Source organism: Pseudochrobactrum sp. sp1633, assembly GCF_030376605.1.
Taxonomy (GTDB): domain Bacteria; phylum Pseudomonadota; class Alphaproteobacteria; order Rhizobiales; family Rhizobiaceae; genus Pseudochrobactrum.
In genome coordinates, this window is sequence record NZ_JARRAE010000004.1 from 92,794 (window position 1) to 114,976 (window position 22,183).

Annotated in this window: 20 protein-coding genes; 3 read left to right on the forward strand and 17 right to left on the reverse strand. The window is 51.7% G+C overall.

The window, feature by feature from the left end; genetic code table 11:
• Positions 1-442: 442 nt before the first annotated feature.
• The 8 genes from phoB to P8H26_RS05890 all read right to left on the reverse strand — a co-directional run bounded on the left by phoB (position 443) and on the right by P8H26_RS05890 (position 9,329).
• A complete protein-coding gene (gene phoB / locus P8H26_RS05855) occupies positions 443-1,129 on the reverse strand; it encodes a phosphate regulon transcriptional regulator PhoB (protein ID WP_289631954.1) in 687 nt (228 codons plus the stop codon).
• A gap of 138 nt (positions 1,130-1,267) precedes the next feature.
• Positions 1,268-1,990 (reverse strand): phosphate signaling complex protein PhoU, encoded by a 723-nt coding sequence (gene phoU / locus P8H26_RS05860; protein ID WP_289631955.1) that lies wholly within the window; start codon positions 1,988-1,990, stop codon positions 1,268-1,270.
• Between the two features lie 114 nt (positions 1,991-2,104).
• Positions 2,105-2,878: a phosphate ABC transporter ATP-binding protein PstB gene (gene pstB, locus P8H26_RS05865; RefSeq protein WP_374708244.1), complete on the reverse strand. Its 774-nt coding sequence runs from the start codon at positions 2,876-2,878 to the stop codon at positions 2,105-2,107.
• A 65-nt stretch (positions 2,879-2,943) separates the two neighbouring features.
• Positions 2,944-4,260 carry a phosphate ABC transporter permease PstA gene (gene pstA / locus P8H26_RS05870; RefSeq protein ID WP_289631958.1) on the reverse strand — a complete coding sequence of 439 codons (1,317 nt, stop codon included), beginning with the start codon at positions 4,258-4,260 and terminating at the stop codon, positions 2,944-2,946.
• A complete protein-coding gene (gene pstC, locus P8H26_RS05875; protein WP_289631959.1) occupies positions 4,257-5,744 on the reverse strand; it encodes a phosphate ABC transporter permease subunit PstC in 1,488 nt (495 codons plus the stop codon). The genes pstA and pstC overlap by 4 nt, the downstream gene beginning before the upstream one ends.
• A 76-nt stretch (positions 5,745-5,820) precedes the next feature.
• Entirely contained in the window at positions 5,821-6,867 is a 1,047-nt protein-coding gene (locus P8H26_RS05880; protein WP_289631960.1) for a PstS family phosphate ABC transporter substrate-binding protein, read from the reverse strand.
• 205 nt (positions 6,868-7,072) lie between these two features.
• Positions 7,073-8,146: an AI-2E family transporter gene (locus P8H26_RS05885; RefSeq protein ID WP_289632191.1), complete on the reverse strand. Its 1,074-nt coding sequence runs from the start codon at positions 8,144-8,146 to the stop codon at positions 7,073-7,075.
• A 253-nt stretch (positions 8,147-8,399) separates the two neighbouring features.
• Entirely contained in the window at positions 8,400-9,329 is a 930-nt protein-coding gene (locus P8H26_RS05890) for a DMT family transporter (protein ID WP_289631961.1), read from the reverse strand.
• Positions 9,330-9,938: 609 nt separating this feature from the next.
• Between P8H26_RS05890 and P8H26_RS05895 the strand changes: the two genes are divergently transcribed.
• Positions 9,939-11,261, forward strand: a complete 1,323-nt coding sequence (locus P8H26_RS05895) for an MFS transporter (protein ID WP_289631962.1) — start codon at positions 9,939-9,941, stop codon at positions 11,259-11,261.
• Positions 11,262-11,387: 126 nt separating this feature from the next.
• Here P8H26_RS05895 and guaD read toward each other — a convergent pair whose 3' ends face one another.
• The 4 genes from guaD to P8H26_RS05915 all read right to left on the reverse strand — a co-directional run bounded on the left by guaD (position 11,388) and on the right by P8H26_RS05915 (position 15,827).
• Entirely contained in the window at positions 11,388-12,713 is a 1,326-nt protein-coding gene (gene guaD / locus P8H26_RS05900) for a guanine deaminase (RefSeq protein WP_289631963.1), read from the reverse strand.
• A gap of 107 nt (positions 12,714-12,820) precedes the next feature.
• Positions 12,821-14,053 carry a urate hydroxylase PuuD gene (locus P8H26_RS05905; RefSeq protein WP_289631964.1) on the reverse strand — a complete coding sequence of 411 codons (1,233 nt, stop codon included), beginning with the start codon at positions 14,051-14,053 and terminating at the stop codon, positions 12,821-12,823.
• A gap of 94 nt (positions 14,054-14,147) precedes the next feature.
• On the reverse strand, positions 14,148-15,356 hold the full coding sequence (locus tag P8H26_RS05910) for an aminotransferase (RefSeq protein WP_289631965.1): 1,209 nt from the start codon (positions 15,354-15,356) through the stop codon (positions 14,148-14,150).
• 54 nt (positions 15,357-15,410) lie between these two features.
• A complete protein-coding gene (locus tag P8H26_RS05915; RefSeq protein WP_374708245.1) occupies positions 15,411-15,827 on the reverse strand; it encodes a YbaN family protein in 417 nt (138 codons plus the stop codon).
• Positions 15,828-16,628: 801 nt separating this feature from the next.
• Here P8H26_RS05915 and P8H26_RS05920 point away from each other — a divergent pair.
• Together P8H26_RS05920 and P8H26_RS05925 are read left to right on the forward strand one after the other, a co-directional pair.
• Positions 16,629-16,946 (forward strand): septal ring lytic transglycosylase RlpA family protein, encoded by a 318-nt coding sequence (locus P8H26_RS05920; RefSeq protein ID WP_289632192.1) that lies wholly within the window; start codon positions 16,629-16,631, stop codon positions 16,944-16,946.
• Positions 16,947-17,132: 186 nt separating this feature from the next.
• The gene (locus P8H26_RS05925; protein ID WP_374708236.1) at positions 17,133-17,768 is read left to right on the forward strand and encodes a transglutaminase-like cysteine peptidase; all 636 of its coding nucleotides are present in this window, start codon (positions 17,133-17,135) and stop codon (positions 17,766-17,768) included.
• Between the two features lie 19 nt (positions 17,769-17,787).
• Here the strand turns inward: P8H26_RS05925 and P8H26_RS05930 are convergent, their stop codons facing one another.
• From P8H26_RS05930 to P8H26_RS05950, 5 genes are all read right to left on the reverse strand, one after another.
• Positions 17,788-19,323 (reverse strand): YifB family Mg chelatase-like AAA ATPase, encoded by a 1,536-nt coding sequence (locus P8H26_RS05930; RefSeq protein WP_289631967.1) that lies wholly within the window; start codon positions 19,321-19,323, stop codon positions 17,788-17,790.
• A 131-nt stretch (positions 19,324-19,454) separates the two neighbouring features.
• On the reverse strand, positions 19,455-20,396 hold the full coding sequence (gshB, locus tag P8H26_RS05935; protein WP_289631968.1) for a glutathione synthase: 942 nt from the start codon (positions 20,394-20,396) through the stop codon (positions 19,455-19,457).
• Positions 20,397-20,497: 101 nt separating this feature from the next.
• Complete coding sequence (locus tag P8H26_RS05940; protein WP_289631969.1) at positions 20,498-20,791, reverse strand: DUF1330 domain-containing protein; 294 nt, start codon at positions 20,789-20,791, stop codon at positions 20,498-20,500.
• A gap of 21 nt (positions 20,792-20,812) precedes the next feature.
• Positions 20,813-21,529 (reverse strand): orotidine-5'-phosphate decarboxylase, encoded by a 717-nt coding sequence (gene pyrF / locus P8H26_RS05945; protein ID WP_289631970.1) that lies wholly within the window; start codon positions 21,527-21,529, stop codon positions 20,813-20,815.
• Between the two features lie 69 nt (positions 21,530-21,598).
• Positions 21,599-22,159: an NADPH-dependent FMN reductase gene (locus P8H26_RS05950; protein WP_289631972.1), complete on the reverse strand. Its 561-nt coding sequence runs from the start codon at positions 22,157-22,159 to the stop codon at positions 21,599-21,601.
• Between the last annotated feature and the right edge of the window lie 24 nt (positions 22,160-22,183).

Sequence of the window (22,183 nt, forward strand, 5' to 3'; positions counted from 1 at the left end):
TTTATATGAGAGTTAGGATTAGCAATAACGGGTTAATATTTACCCCAAGAAAATGCGCCCCAATAGTTAACGAATTGTTAACGCATTCTTTTGAGCACTCACTAAAATACAAAACCATCAAGAATAAACGGTCAGAATGCTCTGAAAACCGGTCATTCTGCACTTTAGCGGATCATCAGTTTGCAACATTTCCGGTGAGATATTGCCTTATTTTCAAACGAAAAAACGCTGAAGCACCGGCGCATCATGCAATTCGAAGGTCAATCACGTTAGTAATATTTCATTACAATCCGTTACAAACAGGCAGGTTTTAGTGAGGTAGACAGGTTCGCTGCGCTCAACTCATTGCTAAAAAACAGAATTTGCAAGAATCGTCCTAAATGAAAAGCCGGTGTGAAGTTTCTCACACCGGCCTGACAAATCTTCAAATATGGATGAATTCTCAGCCGAAAGCGTAACCGGCACCGCGAACAGTACGAATCGGATCGATTTCACGGCCTGTATTAATCGCTTTGCGCAGACGGCCGATATGCACATCCACGGTGCGGTCATCGACGTAAATGTCACGTCCCCAAATACCATCCAGCAACTGCGTGCGTGAGAAAACCCGCCCCGGTGCCATCATGAAATATTCCAGCAAACGGAACTCTGTCGGCCCGAGCTTGATTTCACGTTCTTTGCGATAAACACGATGCTGTTGGCGGTCGAGAACAATCTCGCCGACTTTCAGAACATGAGACAAAACACTCGGATTGGCACGGCGCAGCATCGCCTTGATACGTGCCAGCAGTTCCGGTGTGGAGAAAGGCTTGACCACATAGTCATCGGCACCCACGGCCAGACCACGCACACGCTCGGACTCTTCACCGCGGGCTGTCAGCATGATGATCGGCAGACGCTCCGTTTCAGCGCGCTGGCGCAGGCGGCGGCACAGCTCAATGCCGGAAACACCTGGCAACATCCAGTCCAGCACCAGAAGGTCAGGTACGTTTTCACGCAAATGAATTTCAGCTTCATCGCCGCGCAGTATCGTATCAACCTGATAACCTTCAGCCTCCAGATTATAACGCAGCAATTCGCTGATGGCTTCTTCGTCTTCAACAACCGCTATTCTAGGCGTGTGTGACATTGCGTATCCACTATTCGTTTAGACATAAGGGGGCATTTGCATTCCGGTCCCACCGGAATGCATGACTTCTTCATTCTGACATGCAAGCTCTGAAAGCAGCATATCCTGCGGCCGCAAACGGCCGTTGATCAGAACAGTTTAATTTTTATGCAGTTCGTCGAGAACGACATCATGGCTGAAATCGTCTTTCGGACGATCCGGCGGCATCTGATTGCCAGTGACAATGTAATACACTGTCTCGGCAATATTGGTTGCATGGTCACCGATACGCTCAATATTCTTGGCGCAGAACAAAAGATGCGTACAGGCCGTAATATTGCGCGGATCTTCCATCATATATGTCAGAAGTTCGCGGAACAGCGATGTGTACATCGCATCAATTTCATCGTCGCGGTCACGCACGATATTAATCTGCGTCACAGAGCGGGTTGCATAGGCATCCAGCACATCTTTGAGCTGGGTGCGGGCCAGCTCAGCCAGCGTTTCCAGTCCGCGATACAGTTTAACGGACTGACGGGTTTCAGAAACGGCGACGACACGCTTGGCAATGTTCTTGCCCATATCACCCACGCGTTCCAGATCAGCTGAAATACGGATCGCACCGATAATTTCGCGCAGATCCACCGCCATAGGCTGACGTTTGGCGATAATCATAATCGCCTTGTCATCAATTTCACGTTCGCCCGCATCAAGGATCAGATCCTCGGAGATGACACGCTGTGCCAGAGCATTATCGGCAGTAACAATCGCCTTGATGGACTGCTCCACCATACGTTCCGCGTGACCGCCCATTTCAGCGATTTTGCGTGCGAGAAACTTCAGTTCTTCATCATAGGATGTAACCGTATGCTGTGACGGCATGGAAATTTCCTTATCCTGAATTTAGAGCATAATCCCGAAAACCTGTTCGACGTTTCCATTGAGATTATGGCTTACAAACATGCTAACCGGCTGGCCGGACACCATTTGGCAATATCAGCCGAAACGACCGGTAATATAATCCTGCGTGCGCTTTTCTTTCGGCGTGGTGAACATCATATCCGTATCACCAACCTCCACCAGATTGCCTAAGTGGAACATCGCTGTGGTCTGAGAAATACGCGCCGCCTGCTGCATGGAATGCGTTACGATGACAATCGTATAGTCACGGCGCAACTCATCGATCAGCTCTTCAACCTTTGCGGTTGCAATCGGATCAAGCGCCGAGCAAGGCTCATCCATCAGAATGACTTCAGGGCTCACCGCAATCGCGCGGGCAATACAAAGACGCTGCTGCTGGCCACCGGAAAGACCGGTGCCTGCATCATTGAGGCGATCTTTAACTTCTTCCCAGAGGCTGGCACCGCGCAGACTTTTTTCGACGATCTCATCCAGTTCCGCGCGGGTTCTGGCCAGACCGTGAATACGCGGGCCGTAAGAAACATTTTCATAGATGGATTTCGGAAACGGATTTGGCTTCTGAAACACCATGCCAACACGGGCACGCAGTTCAACCACGTCGATCTTCGGATCGTAAATATCTTCACCGTCGAGCGTGATCAGTCCTTCGACTCGACAACCCTCAATCGTATCATTCATACGGTTGAGCGAGCGCAGAAAAGTAGACTTGCCGCAGCCGGAAGGACCGATCAGCGCGGTTACGCTGTTTTCTTCAATATCCAGATCAACGCCGTGCAAAGCCTGTTTTTCGCCGTAGAAAACTTTGACCTTGTCCCCGCGCATTTTGATTTTCTTAGGCAAGGCGTTCATCTTTTCTCCGAGTGTTTTTTCTAACGTATAATCATTCATCAGGTTCATGGCCGGTTCCTTCGGATCTACCAGCGACGCTCAAAGCGGCGACGCAGAATGATTGCGGCAATATTCATTACAGCGAGGAACAGGAGGAGCACGATAATCGCACCCGATGTCCGCTCTACAAAAGCACGTTCTGCTTCATTCGCCCACATGAAAATCTGTACCGGCAATGCAGTCGCAGGATCCATAGGCGTAACAGGAGCATTGGCAACAAAGGCAACCATACCAATCAGCAGCAGCGGCGCGGTTTCACCCAGAGCCTGTGCCAGACCGATGATGGTACCGGTGAGAATACCGGGCGCTGCAAGTGGAAGCACATGATGGAACACCACTTGTGTTTTAGAAGCACCAAGGCCGAGCGCCGCAGCGCGGATCGACGGTGGCACCGCACGCAACGCCGCGCGTGTTGCAATGATGATTGTTGGCAGTGTCATCAGTGTCAGCACCAGACCACCAACCAGCGAGGCTGAACGTGGCATGCCGAAGAAGTTGATGAAAACCGCCAGGCCCAGCAAACCGAACACAATGGACGGTACGGCAGCCAGATTGTTGATATTCACTTCAATAATATCGGTGAAGCGGTTTTTACGCGCATATTCTTCCAGGTAAATCGAGGCAGCCACACCAATCGGCAGAGCGAAAACCAGCACGATGAGCATCATGTAGAGCGAGCCGATCAGCGCCACGCCCAGACCGGAAGTTTCCGGACGGCTGGAAGCGCCCATCGTGAACAGACCGGTATTGAAAGACTGGCGCATAACGCCCTCATCCTTCAGGGTCTTCATCCAGCCAACCTGCAAGTCTGAGACTTTACGTTTGCTCTGGTCAACGGTCAGGTCAATCTGGCCTTTATTGGCAGAATCAATATCGGCCGCGGCGAGGAACTTAATCGTCTGTGTGGTACCGATCAGTTTCGGATCGCCTGTCACCATTTCACGCAATTGCAGACGCACGCCGTCAGAGTAGAAACGTGTCATGTCGCGCATGGCCGGACGATTGGATTTCTCCACACCAAGCTTGTCCGCCAAAGCATTGCGCACCAGCAGCGGATAATTCGCGGTGATCAGCACATTCGGATTGGTTGCACGCTCATTGGACGGATCAATCACCTTCTCATCCAACAGTACCGGTATTTCAATCGTTGTCTGCCAGAAGGCTGTGTAACCTTTGGAAAACACCGAGAAAAACAGCGCACAGAGAAAGAAAATACCAATGCCAATCGCAATCACGCCATACATGCGGAAACGGCGTTCGGCAGCGTAGCGGCGCTTGATGCCAATATCACGGCGGGCCGGTGCGGTTGAAGTTGTCTTGGGAGTGAAAACAGCGTCGGTCATTCATATTGCTCCCGATATTTGCGCACAATGTAGAGAGCGAAAATATTCATCAGCAGGGTCAGGAAGAAGAGTGTGATACCCAGCGCGAAAGCGACCAGTGTTTGCGGTGAGTTGAACTCAAGGTCACCGGTCAGCTGGTTGACGATCTTAACAGTAATCGTCGTCATCGCTTCAAACGGGTTAAGCGTCAGATTGGCGGCCACACCGGCAGCAAGCACCACGATCATGGTTTCACCGATCGCACGCGATGCTGTGAGCAACAGCGCGCCGACAATACCAGGCAGAGCAGCTGGCAGGATCACGCGCTTGATGGTCTCAGAGCGGGTGGCACCCAGTCCCAGCGAGCCGTCACGCAGGGAGCGTGGTACGGCAGTAATAATATCGTCAGAGAGCGAGGATACGAACGGGATCAGCATCACGCCCATCACCAGACCGGCAGTGAGCACGCTCTGCGCCATGATGAAGCCCTGACCACCCGAAAGTGCAGCACTCAGGTCACGCAGGAACGGTCCGACTGTGACCAGCGCGAAGAAACCGTAAACAATGGTCGGAATACCGGCCAGCACTTCCAGCAACGGCTTGACGATGGCACGGGTGCGGGCACCGGCATATTCCGACATATAAATAGCGGCGAACAGACCAACCGGAACAGCAAAGACCATTGCGACCAGCGCGATATAAAGCGTACCGGCAAGCAGCGGGATCAGACCGAACTGACCGTGCGAATCGGTGGCACCGGCTGCCGCAAAACGCGGATCCCAAACGGTTCCGAAGAAGAACTCATAGGCCGGAACATCGCTGAAGAAATTGATGGTCTGAAACAGCATTGAGAAAACAATGCCGACAGTTGTGAGAATGGCGATGGTAGATGCAGCAATCAGCCCCCACAGCACAATGTTTTCCACATTGTTGCGCGCACGCACGCGCGGTGCAATCGTCATCCAGCCAAAGATAAATCCGGCAATCGCCAGTGCGATGGTAAGAGCTGCGCGAATGTTTGAGGAAAAAGCTGCCGCTTTATTCCACTGCACAGCAACCGGAACCATCACATCGTGACCTTCGGTTGCCAGCGCGACGCCTTTATCAGCCATCAGCGCACGGACTTCACCGTAGGTTTGCGGCAGGTTTTCACGTTGCTGCGGATCAAGTCTCTCCAGCCCGTTTGCGAGGCTTTTTACCACGCCGAGGGTGAGGCTTTCACTGTAATTTTCGGTATTGCCGAGAGCATCCTGCAACTGCGACTTGGCAGTTTGCTCAAGATAGACGGTTGCGCTCAGAGACCAGATGACAAACAAAATGATTGCCGGCATCACGGTCAGAGAAAACACCCACCATCCATGATAATGCGGACGGGAATGCGGTTTTTCTTTCTTATCAGCCACATTTTTTACGGCATTCAATTGTGAAACCGCTTTTGCGCGACCAAGGAGATACCCTGCCACGCCAAGTAGGAGCACAATTGTTAAGACCAGCATGATCGACATTTAAATTCCCTGATCACCGTCCACGACAAAAAACAATCCGGAAGCAGAAAATCTCTGCTCCCGGATCATACTCAAATTATTTAACCTGCATCACAGTACCGGCTGTAAATGCATCACGCTGGGCTTTGCGCTCTGCGTCCGGTGCCGGAACCAGACCATAGTCTGCCAGCGGGCTTTCATCACCAACCATCTGGTCAGCAAGGAAGAATTCCACATATTCTTTCAGGCCAGGGATCACACCGATATGGGCTTTCTTCACGTAGAAGAACAGCGGACGCGATACCGGATATTCGCCCTTGGCGATTGCATCAACTGTCGGCACAACATCATTAACAGTTGCAACCTTCAGCTTGTCAGCATTGTTTTCATAGAAAGACAGACCGAATACGCCAACGCCGGTTTTGTTGGCGCTGATGCGAGCGAGTGTTTCGCTGTAGTCGCCATCAATATCAACTGCCTTGCCGTCTTTACGTACAGCAATACAGGTCTTTCCGGCTGCTTTATCATCTGCACCACCGGCTTTGATGACATCCAGCGCGCCGCTTTCTTTACAACCGTCTGCAAGCAACTTTTCTTCAAAAACTTCACGGGTGCCGTGCTTTTCGCCCGGAATATAAGCTGCGATATCCCAATCCGGCAGAGCGGCGTTAACCTGATTCCACTTGGTGTTTGGATTATCTACGAGCTTGCCGTCTACAACGATTTTAGCAGCAAGTGCCTTGTAAACATCAACTGGTGTCAGCTTCCAATCCGGACCGTTAATGTCTGTTGCAAACACGATACCATCATAACCGATGCGCACTTCCTGCACATCCTTCACGCCTGCATCAATGCAGGACTGGAGTTCTGAAGACTTCATCGCGCGGGATGCATTGGCGATATCGATTGTGTTTTCGCCTACACCTTTACAGAAGTCTTTGATGCCTGCGCCCGAACCGCCGGATTCAATAACAGGGGTTTTGAAATCCGGGTAAGTTTCGCCGAAAGTTTCAGCAACGATCTTGGCATATGGCAGAACGGTTGACGAACCGGCAACCTGAATCTGGTCGCGAGCCTGAGCGGCAGTAGCACCGGCTACAGCAGCAATTGCCAATGCAGCAGTCGTTGTAATCAGCTTGTTCATAGGAGCAGCTCCAGTTTGAAGAATGAGGTAACGTTTTGGACGTTACCAGCCATCTACGCGCTCTATATAACAGCTATATGACACTAATATTACAGGTTTGTATCAGTCCGCAATTCAGCATTTTATAATAAAAACTTGCCGTCTCCCGCAGAAGAAACACAGTCTCAAAACCGAGAAACGAAAAAACAATAAAGATGACAATGTGTTAGGAGATGGTCGCTTTTTCCTCACCCGTCTCGCTCTCATCTTCCGTGGTCTGCGCCGATAAAAAATTACCGACATGACGTAATGTTTCAAAATGATCGCAGAAAACTTTTATGACAACCAGAAGCGGCACCGCTATCAGCGCACCGATGAAGCCCCACAGCCATGACCAGAAGGCAACAGCGACAAAAACCGCAACCGTGTTCAGCTCCAGTCGACGACCGATAATTGTCGGTGTCACAATCTGCCCTTCGACAATATTACAGGCCAGCACAAAGGCCGGTGCGAGCAAGGCATAGGCAATCTGGTCGAAAGAAACGATCGCAATAATACCCACTACCACAATTGTCGTCATCGCACCGATGTAAGGCAGGAAATTAAACAATGCAGCCATGACACCGAAAACGAATGGTGTCGGCATATCCAGCGCCCAAAGACCGAGTCCGACCGCCAGCCCCAGAAGACCATTGATGATTGTAATGGTCAGCAGATAGCTGGAAATGACCTGCTCCACATCATAAACCACGCGCAAGGCGCGCTTCTTTTCACTCAGCTTGCCGAAGGACTGAACAATTTTTTCATAAAACATCGTGCCGGATGCAAGAATGAAAAGGGTCAGGATAAAAGTCACAGCAATCGTCGTTCCGCCGGACAACACATTGCCCGCGGCTTGCGAGAGAATACCGGGCTGGGCAAGAGAGACCGTTTGCACTTTAGGGTCCTGCCCCATCTGCGCAACCTGATCGACCTGCTTGCTGATACTCAGCAAATGCTCCACCGGTGCCTGCAGTCTGTGGAGCTTTTCTGTCAGTTCGCGGCCAATCTCCGGTGCCTCGCTCACCATTTCCGTGACAGGGCCGCTTAGAAGATAACCGGTCACCCCAATGAAAGAAAAAGAAAACACCACAAGCAGTGTTGCCGAGATTGCCTCAGAAATCCCCAGCCGCTTCTTTAAAAAGCGGACAATCGGCGTCAGCATCAGTGCCAGTAAAATAGCCAATGTCACCGGCATGAAAAAATCACGGGCAAAATACAGGGCGTAGACCAGCATCATCAAAAAGATACCGACCAGCATTGCGCGCCCCGTGCGCACATATTTGATCAGGGTCTGAAAACTCACGTTTTCAGACGACAGCGTTGAGGCAGGATAAATCAGGTCATTGTCTGCCGCTGCGTCTGAACCGGTATTGTTTTGATCATGCGGCATAGATATCCGCCTCCCCTCATTGATTGTGCGGATTTCTTCCGGCCATTGCCGGTAAATTAAGGGAGGACAGACAGGCGTCAATATAAAGCGATAAATATATATCGCTTTATATTGAGAAGGTTTAGTTCAGAACGAGCCAGCCGGAAATCAGAATGACGACGGCACCTGCCAGCATATGAATTTCTACCGGTGCGTTAAACAACAGCGCCCCGTAAAACAGCCCCCAGATAATCTGGCTATACTGAACCGGGGCCACAACAGAAGCGGAGCCCAGACGGAACGCCTTAACGATCATTGTCTGTGCAAAAGCAATCAGCCCGCCCCCCAGCGCGGCCAACCCCAGATCCTGCCATTGCGGTGTAATCAATCCGTTATAAAGCGCCAGCAATCCGGCAAAGCAGGACTGGACAATCAAAAGTGCAACAACCAGCGCCTTGTCGGATTCATCGCTTTTTGCACGACGCAGCATGACCTGTGCGATCGCAAAAAACAATGCGGAGCCCAAAGCGGCCAGATGCCCTGCGGATAATGGTGCAGCGCCCGGCTGCAAAATCCAAAGCACACCGGCAAAGCCGAGAAGAACGCCGAACCAACCCCGCAAGGAGAGACGCTCTCCCACCATGATGAAAGCGACAATCGCGACAAAGATCGGCGACAGGAAGCCCAGTACATAGGCTTCAGCCAGCGGCAAAGCCGAGAATGCATAATAAATCAGCAGCGTGTTCATCGACAAAAGCAAGGCGCGTCCAAAAGCAAGCTTCGGATAGACCGGCAGCAATTGTTTCGCCTGCCCGCTGAGAACTCCGTGACCTGTAATGAAAGACAGCGCAAAAACCGACAGCAAGAATGTTGTCTCATAAACGCCGATCCGCGCGCTCAAAGTTTTTACGATTGTGTCCGCCCCGGAAAACGCCGTAAAAGAAATAAAGGCGATCAGAGCTGCGCGAAGATTATTCGTTTGCGTATTCATAGGGTCACTGCCGTCAATGTGCGGGGTCGTCAATGTGCGGGTTTTCGGAGAGTATTCCGGCAGGCTGGTGCTCTCCCACACTTAGCCCCCTTCACATCGGCCCTCTTCACATGCGGCATGTGACAGCAGGTCATCAATGACTGGTAACAGTTCAAATCAGGAAAACTGACCTTACTGCAACGTGCGCGACGTTACTGTTTCCTGAGAAGAAAGCAAGAGAACCTCTCAGATTTCAACAATCCGCATTGGTGTATTCTTGCGACAGACAACATCCGGACAATTTTATAACATTTTAAACTTCTCATACGCACGAAACTTTCGCATTTCGAAAGAATGCAACCCTCGCCCTCATAAATTGCCCCTCTCCCTGTAGACAAAGCCGGTTTATCAGCATAGGCCGTTTACGTTAAAGTCAAAAAACCTCTCTGATACAGGCATTTTCAGGCGGCATCTCCCGTTTAGTCAGGCTCCGTTTCATTATGGCCTGCTATTATGCGCCGGATATTTGCAGCAAGCAGCGAGTGTTTTTTCGTTTCCTTTTCAGAAGAACAGCAAACCGGATACAGCGCATCATTCAGAGCAGAGCGGAAATTACGTGTCTCCCAAGACGTATCCGCCATCAGATACTCAGAGTGATATCCGCGCTTAAATTAATCCGGCTTTGCTTCTTGATGTAAGATTGGATTTGAAATGTCGCCTAAAGACAATGCTTCGCCGGCTCATTCGCCGGCACCGGAACTCGACCGAAAAACCCGCATAAAATCTATTCTCGGTGGTTCTGCCGGTAATCTTGTTGAGTGGTATGACTGGTATGTCTATGCTGCTTTTACGCTTTATTTTGCGCCTAAATTTTTCCCGTCAGGCAACCAGACAGCCGAGCTGCTGAGTGCTGCGGCTGTTTTCGCCGTCGGCTTCCTGATGCGCCCGATCGGCGCATGGATCATGGGTATCTATGCTGACCGCAAAGGTCGCAAAGCTGGTCTGACCCTTTCCGTTACCCTGATGTGTATCGGCTCGCTGATGATCGCGGTTACACCGGGCTATGAAACAATCGGCGTGATGGCACCCGCATTGCTGGTTTTCGCCCGCCTGTTGCAGGGGTTGAGCGTGGGTGGCGAATATGGCGCCAGCGCAACTTATTTGAGCGAAATGGCAGGCAAAAGCCGTCGCGGCTTCTTCTCCAGCTTCCATTATGTGACACTGATTGCCGGTCAGCTGACCGCACTCGGCGTATTGCTGATCCTTCAGCGTCTTCTCACACCGGAACAGCTCGGTGACTGGGGCTGGCGTATTCCGTTCTTCATCGGCGGTCTGCTGGCGATCTTCGTCTTCTGGGTACGCCGTGGCCTTGTTGAAACAAAATCATTTGATAATGCCAAAGGCGGCGACAAACCACGTTCGAGCGGTTTTGCCCTGTTCACGCAATATCCGAAAGAAGCCTTCACCGTTCTGGCACTGACAGCCGGTGGTACGCTGGCTTTCTATACCTACACAACCTACTTGCAGAAATTCCTCGTCAACACATCCGGTTTCAGCAAGGAATCCGCCAGTGAAATCACCGCTCTCGCGCTGCTGATTTTCATGCTGATCCAGCCGCTGGCCGGTGCTCTGTCTGATCGTGTTGGCCGCAAGCCGCTTATGATCGGGTTTGGTGTGATGGGCGTGCTGTTTACCTATCCGATCTTCTCCACCCTTTCGACAACAACCGATCCTTATGTGGCTTTCGGTTTGTCGCTGGCAGGTCTGATTATCGTGACCGGTTACACCTCGATCAATGCGGTAGTGAAGGCAGAAATGTTCCCGGCGCATATTCGTGCGCTTGGTGTGGCTCTGCCTTATGCGCTGGCTAACACGATTTTCGGCGGTACAGCCGAATGGGTGGCGCTGAAGTTCAAGCTCTCCGGCTATGAAACCTGGTTCTTCTGGTATGTGACAATCATGATCGGTCTTTCACTGATTATCTATATCCGTATGAAAGAAACCCGCGATCACAGCCTGATCCACGAAGACTAAAGCAAGTGCATCCCGAAAAGTGTTTGCGGTTTTCGGACAAGATGCACGTTTTAAAAAGACACGATGAAAAACGGCCGGAAATTACTTTCCGGCCAGTTTTTCTTTAAGCAGGCTTTACCGACACCGTTAATTAGCCGGTTTTACCGGCTGACCAGCCACATAGGTTTCCACAATCGCGCGGTCATCGCCGAGCGTCTGCAACAGGAATAATTCCTGTGCCAGATTGGAACCTGCATCCATGCGCAACCGCATGGCAGAGGTTGCACGACTGTCCAAAATCACAAAATCCGCTTCCGTACCTGCATTCAGCGTACCGATCCTGTCCTCCATCGACAGCGCGCGCGCATTGCCCAAAGTCATCATATAGAATGAACTCAGCGGGTTGAGCCGCTGGCCGCGCAATTGAAGCACTTTATAGCCCTCATCCAGCGTTTTCAGCATCGACCAGCTGGTGCCGCCGCCAATATCGGTTGCTACACCAATACGCACACCGGCATCACGCAAACCATCGCGGTCAAACAGCCCGCTGCCGAGAAACAGATTGGAGGTCGGGCAGAACACCGCCACCGAACGACTTTCAGCCAGCACTTTCACTTCCCGCTCTGACAAGTGAATGGAATGCCCGAGCAATGTCTTGTCCCCGAGCAGACCGTAATGCTCATAAATGCCGGTATAATCCGGCGCATCGGGATAGAGGGAACAGGTGAAGTCAATCTCGGCATGGTTCTCAGACAGATGGGTCTGCACATAGCATTCCGGATGTTCGCGAACCAAAGCCTGCGCTGCTTCCAGCTGTGCCGGTGTCGAAGTAATCGCAAAGCGTGGCGTGATCGCATAATCCAGACGGCCTTTGCCACGCCAGCGGGCAATCAGCGCCTTACTGTCATCATAGGAAGATTGCGCTGTATCGCATAAAGCCGCAGGTGCATTGCGATCCATCATCACCTTACCGGCAATATTGCGCATATTCAGCCGCTCGCTGGCGCGGAAAAACGCATCCACGCTTTGCGGATGCACAGAGCCATAAGCCACGACAGTCGTAGTGCCGTGACGCAGCAATTCATCAATAAAGCGCTCGGCAATATGCTCGCCGAATTGTTCATCGGCATATTTCTGCTCTTCAATGAAAGTGTAATCATTGAGCCAGTCCAGCAGTTCCGCCGCATAAGACGCGACCACCTGACTTTGCGGAAAATGGATATGTGTATCAATAAAACCGGGCAGGATCAGATGCGGACGATGATCGGTTTCCGGTGTATCCGGTGATTTTTGCGCCACAACAATCGCATAGTCACCAACGGCCTTAATCATCCCGCCTTCAACAAGCAGTGCGCCGTTCTCATGATAGATATAGGATGATGTATCGCTGATATCCTGCGGTTCATTGATAAAACTCAGGACCCGTCCGCGGATAAGACGCTGATTATGCTTTTGTGTCATATTCACAGACATGAAAATACCCTCGCTGAACAGCAGAAATAACCAATATTAGAGCGCCGTGTGCCATACGCGGCACACAAAGGTCGCTCTAACACTTTAAAATTAGAGCATAGATTCGATCAGGGTTTAGCGGCTGATGCCGTTTCATACCAGCGCCGCAGCAGTAAACGTTCCTCTGCACTCATGCCTGTGAGATTGGCCGGTGGCATGGCATGAGAACGCGCTGCATGGAGATAAATCTCTTTGGCATGAGCTGCAATCGCAATATCGCTGTCCAGTATCACGCCTTTCGGCGGCACCAATATACCCTCCCATGACGGTTCTGCCGTATGACACATGGAACAGCGCCCCAGCACCGTATCGCGCACCGTGTCAAACTCCGGAGTATTGATAAATTTCTGCTGAATAGTTGACGCCTGCGCTTCACCGGCATTGTCCAGCTGTTTCGGCTCTGTGGACAGCCACATAATCACGATAAACAGCAGCACTGTGGCCAGCCATGTCCAGGTCGGACTGCCCTTGCGCGCGTGGCGTGTATTGAACCAATGGCGGATTGTTACCCCCATCAGAAATACCAGCGATGCGATAATCCAGTTATATTTTGTGCCGAATGCCAGAGGATTATGGTTCGACAGCATCAGGAAGATAACTGGCAGCGTCAGATAATTATTATGGGTCGAGCGCTGCTTGGCGATGACGCCATATTTTGGATCAGGTGTGCGTCCGGCAATCAGATCCGCAACCACTTTCTTCTGGTTCGGAATGATAATCATGAACACATTGGCGGACATGATGGTGGCTGTGAAAGCGCCCAAATGCAGAAAAGCCGCGCGTCCTGTAAACAGCTGCGTATAGCCCCATGCCATAAGAACCAGCACGAAGTAGAGGATCACCATCAACTGCGTGGTATTGCGCCCGAGTGGGGATTTGCACAGCAGATCATAAATGATCCAGCCACCGGCAATGGAAGCCAATGAAATGATGATCGCCGTGGTGCGGGAAACATTGAGCACCTGCGGATCAATCAGATAGAGATCAGCACCGCCGTAATAAACAATAGCCAGTAGCGCAAAGCCCGACAGCCATGTGGCGTAGGATTCCCATTTGAACCAGATCAGGTCTTCCGGCATCCGCGACGGCGCCACCAGATATTTCTGAATGTGATAGAAACCGCCACCGTGAACCTGCCATTCCTCACCATAGGCACCGGGCGGCAGATCGGGCGCTTTGCGCAAGCCCAGATCAAGGGCAATAAAATAGAAAGATGAGCCGATCCACGCGATTGCGGTGATAACGTGGAGCCAGCGGGCAGCAAAGCCAAGCCAGTCCCACGCGATTGCCAGTTCAAACATGCATTCCTCCCCGATATGCAGCAGACCGTCTGCCACTATAGGGGAAGAATCAGCTTAAGCGCCAGATGGTTATATGCGGCACAATGAACAGCAATTAAAACCGCAGCGCTGCCACACGTTCCGGCAGCATCGTAATGGTTTCAGCATCCACATTGGCAAAGGCAAAGCGCAGGAAGTCCTGCTGCCCTTCACCAAAATACGCTCCCGGAATGGTGATAATCCCGCAGGTCTTTGCCAGTTTCTCCGACACAGCCGCAGATTCCACACTATGTCCCCTGCCTCCAGAGGAGGCGGTAAACGGATGACGCACAAAGGCGAAATAGGCACCAACGGAAATGGCCTCCCAGCCTTCCATCTGCGCAATTGCATCGCGCAAAGCCTGCGCACGATGTGCGATTTCACGACGGTTTTCATTGCGCCATTCTGTCAGCGGCTCAATCGCCTGCGCAATTGCAGCCTGCGGCGGCAGAGGTGCGCAGATCTGCAGATTGTCCATGATCTTGGCGATTTCTGAAATCACAGCTTCCGCCGCAATAATCGCGCCGAGACGATGCCCCGGAATACAGAAGGATTTGGAAAAGCTGTAGAGCTGGATCAGATAATCATTCCAGTCAGCCTCATCAAAGAGATGATGCGGCACCGCATCTGCATCTTCAAGAAAGTCGCGATAGGTCTCATCGAGAATCAGCCATGTGCCATTGGCGCGGCAAATTTCATAAATCTGTTTCAGCACGTCCGGCGAATAGACTGCACCGGTCGGATTATTCGGGGTGACCAGTGCAAGAACTTTAATACCGGCATGGAGAACCTGTTTCAGTTCCTGCGGATCGGGCACAAAACCGTTTTGCGCACGGCATGGCATCAGCTCCAGTTTGATGCCCAGCATAGCCAGCGAGGTCTCGTGGTTGAAATAGAGCGGATTGCTCAGCATCACCGCATCACCGGCACCCGCCAGCGCCATCACCGCAGCGATAAAAGCCTGATTGCAACCGGCTGTAATCTGCACCTGTGTAGCATTGAGTTTGGCTTTATAAAGCTGGCTCACATGCGCGGCATAGGCCTCACGCAAAACTGGCAGACCTTCAATAGCCCCGTAATTGGCAAAAGCTTTGGAAGATGCCGCTTCGCCGGAAAGACGCAGCATTTCATCATGGGGCGGATAACCGGGAACGGCCTGAGATAAATCAATCAGCGGCCCCAAAGCACCGTCATAGGCCTGCGCCCATGCTTTAACAGCAGGAATTGGCGGCAAAGATAAAGCAGAAACTGCCGGATTAATCCGCGGCGCAGCATTGTCACTCATAATAGGCTCCCAGATATTATGCATCCGGCAGCACCATCAGATATGCGCCGGATTTTACTCCTCTGGTCGGGATACCACATAGTACGCGCAAGCCAACATAAAAAGCGCAACGCCTAAGCTCAAATATAATCCGGGCTGCGCACTCCAGAGAAAAATCGCGTAGCCGATCATCATGCCGCCGCAGGCGAATTTCTTGGCGCGGCGCGGAATCGCCCCGCGATCCCGCCATTTAATGACCAAAGGCCCGAATTGCGGATGTGCCAGAATGCGCTTTTCAAGCTTGGGCGAAGAACGGGCAAAGAACCATGCAGCGAGAATAATGAAAATCGTCGTCGGCATAACCGGCAATATTGCGCCGATAACGCCCAGCCCCAGCATCAGAAAACCGAGACAAAAATAAAGCACACGCTGCGGCCCCGACAAAACAACCGGCGTATCACCCGTCAACTCTTCCTGCGCATGGTGCTGCACATCAGCCGGTTCTGGTTTCGGCTTATCCGCAATGTGATCAGATGGAGGAAGCGACATAGATTTAACCCGATACAATCTTCAGCATAGCAATGTTATGGGCAAGACCTGTCCGTTTTCAAGCGCAGAACCATCCTCCCCGATTCTGCCAACGCATCATTTTAGCTGTCTTAAAACCCTTCCACAGAGCTCTAAACCCAAAAGATGAGACAAGCAATCAGCTTTCAAAAACGTGATCAGGGCACAAAATCACAATTTTGCCACAAATTTTACACCTTGGCCGTCACCGTTTTACACTTGCAATACAAACACAGATTGCAAAACCATACCATCAGATTCAGTTTTGAATCCACGATTCAACATGTCCACTTCTTAGAACACGACCACCTCATCAACAATAATTGCAAAAATATAAATCAATATATGTATAAATAAAATAAATTTAAGACAAATTATAAAATTCTATAGAATAAACTACAGAATAATATTCAATATAACGAAATTTTACAGATTGTTAACCTAAAATTTAATCCAAAATATATTCAATTTGTCACCATTTCACTGCCACATTTCCATTGCAGTTGAGCACCTGAACTTCTGTTATTTCAGAATATCAATTAACGACAGACCGATGACTGACTGCTGCTTTATCTGCAAAGCCTGTTCCCGCTCTGACACAACCGTCGTGCCTTGCTTGACGCATATTCATTATGCAACCGCAGGGTGCTGACCACGGTACGATCTATGACGACAATCCGCGCCAAGCGCCTGCCTGCATTCTTCGCATTTTCCGCCGCTGTATTTATGCTTTCCGCTTTTGCAAGCACCCATGCAGAAGCCGCCGCCGCCAATTGCGGCCGCGCCTCATGGTATGCACTGACCTCCAAGACCGCATCCGGCGAACGCATGAACCCTGCCGGTATGACTGCCGCCCACCGCACCCTGCCGCTCGGCAGCAAAGTACGCGTGACCAATCAGAACAACGGAAAATCGCTGGTCGTGCGTATTAATGACCGCGGCCCGTTCATCAAAGGCCGTGTTCTTGACTTGTCAAAAGGTGCAGCACAAAAGCTGGGCTTTATCGGCGCAGGCCATACCAAAGTTTGCTACAACAAACTTTAATCAGCGCCAGAGCATTTCCTGTTCATCCTGAAACATCGAAAATGCTTAAGGGGCGATTTATCGCCCCTTAAGGCTTGTTAACCATTCTTTAATAAACTCGGGCGTAGCGCGCTCCGCACAATTGACTCTTACCCGTTACAGATATTAACATTTCGTTAATAAGTAGCTGTGGCTGAGGCGTTGTGTATGTTCAGTTTTGTAAACTTTAAAAATCTGACACTGTCAGCCGCAGGCTTGGTCTTAGCGCTCGGATCATCTGTCTTTATGCCTCAGGCAGTTCAGGCAGCACAAACCGGTAATCCTTTCATGGCCACCGGCGGCTTGACATCGCAGCCAATCGGTCACTACGAATTCTGCAAACGCATGCCGAATGAATGTAACCTCACCTCTGCCCAGACAGCGCCAATCAAACTTGACCAGGCCACATGGGCAAAAATCGTGCAGGTCAATATCGAGGTCAATGCACTGATCCAGCCAATGACTGACATGGAAATCTATGGTCAGGAAGAATACTGGACCTATTCGACCACTGTTGGTGATTGTGAAGAATATGTGCTGCTCAAGCGCCGTGAACTGGCTGAAGCCGGTTTGCCGCTCAGCTCATTGCTCATCACCGTTCTGCGTAAACCTGATGGTGAAGGCCATGCCGTACTGACAGTGCGTACAGATCGCGGCGACTTTGTTCTCGACAACCTGACCGATGCCGTTAAAAACTGGCAGGAAACCGATTACACCTACCTCAAACGACAGGCTGCCAATCACACCGGCCGCTGGGTATCGATTGAAACACCAGGCAATCTGGTGGTCGGCGCGGTTAAATAACTCCCCTTATAAAACTCTTTCAGGCGGTCACTCCTTCTGAGGACGTACGGTAAGCCACAGCTTCCGCAAGGTGGTGACGCTCCGCATGCACCGATCCGTCGAGATCGGCCAAAGTCCGTGCCACTTTCAACACTCTGTGGTAGGCGCGTGCTGAGAGCCTGAGCTTGTCACTCACATCATAGAGCAGTTTACGTCCTTCAGCACTCATTGAGGCTACATCCTCGAGCAAATGCGGCGGGCATGCTGCATTGGTCAGAACATGAGCGCAGCCCATCCGGCTATAGCGTTCTTCCTGTATTGCCCGCGCCCGTGCCACGCGTCCGGCCACAGTGACACTGGCCTCTGCAGCGCCGGTCAAAATCAAATCAGACGGCTTGAGTGCGGCCACCTCCACACGCAGATCAATACGGTCGAGCAAAGGCCCCGATATCCGCGCCTGATAATCGCTGCGGCAACGCGGGCCACGAGCACAGGTAAAGCCCGGCTCACCGGCCATACCGCATTTGCACGGGTTCATCGCCGCCACCAGCTGAAACCGCGCCGGATAGCTGACACGGTGATTGGCACGAGCGATCATACATTCACCGGTTTCCAAAGGTTGGCGCAAAGAATCCAGCACTTGAGGCGAAAACTCCGGTAATTCATCCAGAAACAACACACCATGATGTGCCATAGAAATCTCACCGGGCTTTGCCCTGTGACCGCCGCCAACCATCGCCGCCATAGAGGCCGAATGATGGGGGCTGCGAAATGGCCAGCGGTCTGTGAGCCTGCCGCCAGACAAGGTTCCCGCCACAGAGGCAATCATTGAAACATCCAGCATTTCGCGCGCGGACAAGGGCGGCAGGATACCGGACAAGCGCTGTGCCAGCATGGATTTTCCGGAACCCGGAGGCCCCGAAAAAAGCAAATTATGGTTGCCCGCAGCCGCAATCTCCAGTGCCCGTTTTGCCGTTTCCTGCCCTTTTACATCTGCCAGATCAGGAATCGCCTCAAACCCCTCGCTGAAACTCTGTAACGCAGGCTTGGGACGGGACAACACCTGCGTGCCACGAAAATGATTGGCAAGGGCAATCAGGCTGCGCGGATTGAGAATATCCATATCCGCCCCCGCCCATGCGGCCTCACTACCGCAAGCCTGCGGGCAGATCAGGCCAAGCTCCTGCATATTAGCGGCAATAGCCGCAGGCAACACGCCGGCAACAGGAGCGATCGTGCCATCCAGCCCCAGCTCCCCCAGCACCACATAGGATTGCAGACAATCTTCCGGCAAGGCACCGACCGCCACCATCAGCCCCATAGCAATCGGCAGATCATAGTGGGAGCCTTCTTTCGGCAAATCCGCCGGTGCCAGATTGATGGTCACTTTCTTCACCGGCATCGACAGGCCGGATGCATGCAATGCCGCCTGTACACGCTCGCGGCTTTCAGCCACCGCTTTGTCCGGCAGGCCGACAATCGACATACTCATCTTGCCCGGCGCAGCCATCACCTGCACATCAACAAGCTTGGCCTCAATCCCCTGAAAAGCAACCGTACTGACCCGTGCAATCATTGCCGTTCCCCACCTTGTTAGCTGTCACTTTAAACAGCAGAATTGCGAGGCTGCAACAAACAAAAACACCGGAACTGCAAATGAGTCTCCGGTGTTTTATTAATTATATCAATTAGTTATAAAGATGTAAATCAGACGCGCTTGGCCTCGACAACATCCCAGAACAGCTGCGCAATATCCGCACCGCCGAAGCGCTTGATCTCACGGATGCCAGTCGGCGATGTCACGTTAATTTCGGTCATGTAATCACCGATCACATCAATACCGACGAGAATAAAGCCGCGTTCTTTCAGCGATGGTCCGATGCGTGCGCAGATTTCTTTTTCACGTGGCGTCAGTTCCGTGGCTTCCGCACGACCGCCAACATGCATATTGGAACGGGCATCGCTCTCCGCAGGCACGCGGTTGATGGCACCCACCGGCTCACCGTCGATCAGAATGATGCGCTTGTCGCCGGAGCGCACATCTTTCAGATAACGCTGGGCGATGAACGGTTCACGATACATCTGCTCGAACATTTCCAGAAGCGAGGTCAGATTACGGTCATCTGTCGTCAGATGAAACACGCCTGCGCCACCATTGCCGTAAAGCGGCTTGATGATGATATCGCCGAACTCCTTGCGGAATTTAAGCACTTCCTGCAGGTCTTTGGTGATCAGTGTTTCCGGCATCAGATCCGGAAACTCTGTCACAAAGATTTTCTCAGGACTGTTGCGCACCCATGCCGGATCATTCACCACGAGTGTCTTCGGATGAATACGCTCCAGAAGATGGGTTGTGGTGATGTAATTCATGTCAAAAGGCGGATCCTGACGCAGCAGGATAACATCCATTTCCGACAAATCCGTATGCACGGCTTCGCCGAGCGTGAAATGATCGCCTTCAATATCACGCACCTGCAACGGCTCCAGAGCCGCGCTGACCACACCGTCACGCATCGACAGGCGATCCGGTGTGTAATGATAAAGCTCATGGCCGCGCTCTGCTGCCGCAAGGCACAAAGCAAAGCTGGTATCACCCGCGATACGAATGGAATTGATATGGTCCATCTGAACCGCAATTTTCAAAGCCATAGTGCCCTCTGTCTCATAATTTCAGTAACTGCTACGCATATTTAATACAAAATACCGGCCAGTAAAGGCCGGTTTTTATAATGCTAACTACATTAATGTGATCAGGCCGCATTGCCTTCAACAATTATAACCTCACCATCGGCAACAGTCTGACGAATTACTACTGCTGCCTGATATTCCGGTGAATTATAGCAGTCCAATGCATGCTGCATGGTCGGGAACTCGATGATGACATTGCGTGCACGACCTTGCCCCTCAACCGCGTGAGAGATACCACCACGGGCAATGAAATTCGCGCCGAAGCGCTCGAAAGCAGGTTTGGCAGTGCTGATATAATCTTTATAGCGCTCAGCATCGCGCACATCCACACGTGCAATCCAATAGGCTTTTGTCATCACCCTCTCCCACTCATTGTTTTAAACGGCAGATGCCATTTCTTCCAAAATGCTTTGTGCTGCGGCTTTGCGATCTGTCGCACCGACAATCGGACGCGCCACAACCAGATGGCTCGAACCGGCACGCAGAGCATCTGCAGGTGTCATAACACGCTTCTGATCGCCTGCTTCACTGCCTGCTGGGCGAATACCCGGCGTAACAATTGCCATATCTTGACCAATAATTTTACGAATTGCGGCCGACTCAGCGGCGGAGGCAACAATGCCGCCCATGCCTGCATCACGCGCCTGCTGCGCACGGCGCAGCACCAGCTCTTCCGGTGTCATGCTGTAACCGGCTTCCAGCATATCCGCCTGATCCATCGAGGTCAGCACAGTCACGCCAAGCAGGCAAAGATCAGAGCGTTTGGCGGCTTCCACAGCCGCACGCATGGCTTTCGGATAGGCATGGAGCGTCATCATGGTCACACCGCGCTTGGCGATATTTTCCACGCCTTTAGCGATGGTATTGTCGATATCCAGCAGCTTCACATCGAGAAAGACTTTTTTACCCATCGAGAGCAGGCGTGAAGCAAAATCGAGACCACCACCCTGTTCAGTTTGTGAGAAGACCAGCTGATAACCGATCTTATAGAAGGAAACTGTATCGCCCAGTTCCTCAACGATCTTTTCCGCCGCAATCACATCCGGCACATCAAGGCCGACGATCAACCGGTCGCGTACGCTGCTCACATCCATATCCGTCTCCGCACTTCATTCTGATCTGAAATTTATCCCTCATCGCACAACACGACTTTGCAGGAAAGCTCAGATTTTGTTGATCAGGCTGCGGCAAACACGCGCCAAGGTCTGTGCGGTACGTTCATCACGCAAAGCACCGTCTTCATTAAACGCCTGATGGGCATGGGGAACAGAACATTGCTCGGAAATAATCTGGGTATTGAGCATCATCATCACGGAGCGCAGATGATAAAGACCGCGCATGCCGCCAAAGCCGCCCGGTGAAGAGGAGCACAGCGCAACAGTCAAATGCGCTGTCGGGTGAAACGGTTTGCCGCCGTCTTCATTAATACGGCTCACCCAGTCCAGCGTGTTCTTCAACAAAGGCGGGATCGAGGAGTTATATTCCGGTGAAGCAATCAGCAGGCCTTTGTGTGCCGCAAACAGCCGTGCAAGACTGTAGACGTTTTCAGGAATGCCCTCCTCCGCTTCCAGATCCTGATCCATAATCGGCAGCGGATAATCTTTCAGCGAAATGAACGTCACCTCAGCGCCCTGTCGTGTCAGTTCCTGCACAGCAGCACCGGCAAGCTGACCGCTATAGGCATTCTTACGGGTTGATCCGGCAAAAACGAGTACTGAGGCCATGAGGGCTATCCTTTCAGAGAATGC

Bases quoted from the DNA above. Each gene is read 5' to 3' on its own strand.
- P8H26_RS05950 (WP_289631972.1), bottom strand. From the start codon at position 22,159: ATGGCCTCAGTACTCGTTTTTGCCGGATCAACCCGTAAGAATGCCTAT.
- P8H26_RS05880 (WP_289631960.1), bottom strand. From the start codon at position 6,867: ATGAACAAGCTGATTACAACGACTGCTGCATTGGCAATTGCTGCTGTA.
- phoU (WP_289631955.1), bottom strand. From the start codon at position 1,990: ATGCCGTCACAGCATACGGTTACATCCTATGATGAAGAACTGAAGTTT.
- pstB (WP_374708244.1), bottom strand. From the start codon at position 2,878: ATGAACGCCTTGCCTAAGAAAATCAAAATGCGCGGGGACAAGGTCAAA.
- P8H26_RS05940 (WP_289631969.1), bottom strand. From the start codon at position 20,791: ATGACAAAAGCCTATTGGATTGCACGTGTGGATGTGCGCGATGCTGAG.
- P8H26_RS05920 (WP_289632192.1), top strand. From the start codon at position 16,629: ATGCTTTCCGCTTTTGCAAGCACCCATGCAGAAGCCGCCGCCGCCAAT.
- P8H26_RS05925 (WP_374708236.1), top strand. From the start codon at position 17,133: ATGTTCAGTTTTGTAAACTTTAAAAATCTGACACTGTCAGCCGCAGGC.
- P8H26_RS05905 (WP_289631964.1), bottom strand. From the start codon at position 14,053: ATGTTTGAACTGGCAATCGCGTGGGACTGGCTTGGCTTTGCTGCCCGC.
- gshB (WP_289631968.1), bottom strand. From the start codon at position 20,396: ATGGCTTTGAAAATTGCGGTTCAGATGGACCATATCAATTCCATTCGT.
- phoB (WP_289631954.1), bottom strand. From the start codon at position 1,129: ATGTCACACACGCCTAGAATAGCGGTTGTTGAAGACGAAGAAGCCATC.
- guaD (WP_289631963.1), bottom strand. From the start codon at position 12,713: ATGTCTGTGAATATGACACAAAAGCATAATCAGCGTCTTATCCGCGGA.
- P8H26_RS05895 (WP_289631962.1), top strand. From the start codon at position 9,939: ATGTCGCCTAAAGACAATGCTTCGCCGGCTCATTCGCCGGCACCGGAA.
- P8H26_RS05910 (WP_289631965.1), bottom strand. From the start codon at position 15,356: ATGAGTGACAATGCTGCGCCGCGGATTAATCCGGCAGTTTCTGCTTTA.
- pstA (WP_289631958.1), bottom strand. From the start codon at position 4,260: ATGACCGACGCTGTTTTCACTCCCAAGACAACTTCAACCGCACCGGCC.
- P8H26_RS05885 (WP_289632191.1), bottom strand. From the start codon at position 8,146: ATGCTGGTCGGTATCTTTTTGATGATGCTGGTCTACGCCCTGTATTTT.
- pstC (WP_289631959.1), bottom strand. From the start codon at position 5,744: ATGTCGATCATGCTGGTCTTAACAATTGTGCTCCTACTTGGCGTGGCA.
- P8H26_RS05930 (WP_289631967.1), bottom strand. From the start codon at position 19,323: ATGATTGCACGGGTCAGTACGGTTGCTTTTCAGGGGATTGAGGCCAAG.
- pyrF (WP_289631970.1), bottom strand. From the start codon at position 21,529: ATGGATGTGAGCAGCGTACGCGACCGGTTGATCGTCGGCCTTGATGTG.